At 60.4% G+C, this 1,696-nt stretch carries 1 pseudogene; it reads right to left on the bottom strand.

What is annotated here, in order from left to right:
* Positions 1 to 1,696: pseudogene (locus ACW9IR_RS29265) on the bottom strand (RHS repeat-associated core domain-containing protein); the annotation flags it as partial.

The following is a 1,696-nucleotide window of genomic DNA, read 5'->3' as shown; positions in this document are numbered from 1 at the left end:
TAATGTTGGTGTTCGCGCAGCAGATTGCCGGCCGGGTCGTGGAACCATTGCAGGCGGCTGTCGGCGTTGTCGGCCAGCACCAGGTTGCCGTTGCCGTCATAGGCGAAAGTTTCGCTTTGCGACTGCTCGCCCAAGGTGGCGCGACGCTCGGTCAAACGGCCCATCGGGTCGAAGCTCAACGAGATGACGCGTTGGCCATTGATCGATTGCGCGAGGCGACCGGTGAGTGGGTCGTACTGATAGCGTGCGCTGCGCCCATCGAAACCGCGCTCTTCGAGCAGGCGTCCGACCGGGTCGTAGTGGAAGTGCGCGCGTTGTTCGTTTTCGTTTTCCAGGGCCGTTAGCCGTCCGAGCCGGTCCCAGCGATAGCGCAGGGTTTGCTCGGCAGCGTCGATGCGTTCGGCGATCAAACCGGCGGCGCTGTAGCTCCAAGTGGTGCAACGATCGAGACCGTCGACATGTGCCAACAACCGACCTTCGGCGTCACGCTCAAAGCGCTCTTCGGTCTTGTCCGGGTGCTTGATCAGCACCAGTTGGCCGGCCTTGTATTGGTATTCGGTGGCGTTGCCGGCGGCGTCGGTGAAGCAGATCATCTGCCCGAGTTCGTTGTACTCCCAGGCGCTGGTTTTGCCCGAGCAATCGACGTACTCGACCAGTTGCCCGGCGTCGTTGTAGTCCAATGTCTTTTCGTTGCCGTTGGCGTCCTTGATCGCGGTGGGCTGGCCGGATTTGTTGTAGGCGTATTCGGTTTTGTTGCCGAGCGGATCCAGCGCTTCGACCAGGTTGCCTTGGTCGTCATAGGCGCGCTGCCACTGACCGCCCTCGGCATCGCTGATCTTGATCAGCAGATCCTGATCATCGTAGGCGTAATGCATCACGGTGTGATCGGCGCGAATGTGTTCGAGCAGGTTGCTGCGCTCATCGTAGCTGTAGCGATCGGTGCTGCCGTCGGCATTCACACGGCGCACGATGTTCTTCGCCTCGTCGCGGAAGAACCATTCCGAACGCTCGTCCGCGTAACGGATGCGGTAGGTGTAGCCAAGGATGTCGTAGTAGTGCCAGGTCTCGTTGCCGAGGGCATCGGTGACATAGGTCAGGCGAATGTTTTCGTCCCATTCCAGACGCGTGTCGAAACTGCCGTCATCGGCCCATTCGCGCACGGCTTTGGCCTTGGCGCTTGAACCGTCCCATTGCAGGTTCATGCCGCGCCCGGTGCGGTCGGTGTAGCGGGTGATCAGGTGATGCTGGAACTGATACGACCAGACGGCACCGTTCTCGTCCTGCGCCTGAATCAGGTCGCCATAGGCGTCGTACTGATAGGCGCAGAGCTGGCGCAGCGGTTCGCCGTCAACGATCTGCCAGAGGCCGATAAACCGGCCGTGATCGTCGATCATCGTGCCGAGGTGCAAATGGACTTTGGTGAAATCGTTTTCCTGATAGGTGAGCAGGTCGGAGAGCAGCGAGTGTTCGCCGTGACGATGCTCGTAATGCAGCATCACTCCGGCGCCGTTGCGCAGCGAGATATTGCTCAGCACAAAACGCTGGCCACGGCGGACGTAGGTTTCCTTGCGCTCGAAACCACGGCACAGCAGCAGTTGATCTTCGCTGTTGCGGACCAGGGTGATGTCTTCGATGGCGTCGTAGTGGAACAGGCCGACCTTAGGCAACGGATAGCTGTGATCGCGGCCATCGGCGC

The sequence above is a fragment of the Pseudomonas sp. SDT291_1_S447 genome (assembly GCF_054070155.1).
The sequence above is the reverse complement of the archived record's forward strand: the minus strand, read 5'-3'. Positions and strand labels throughout refer to the sequence as shown.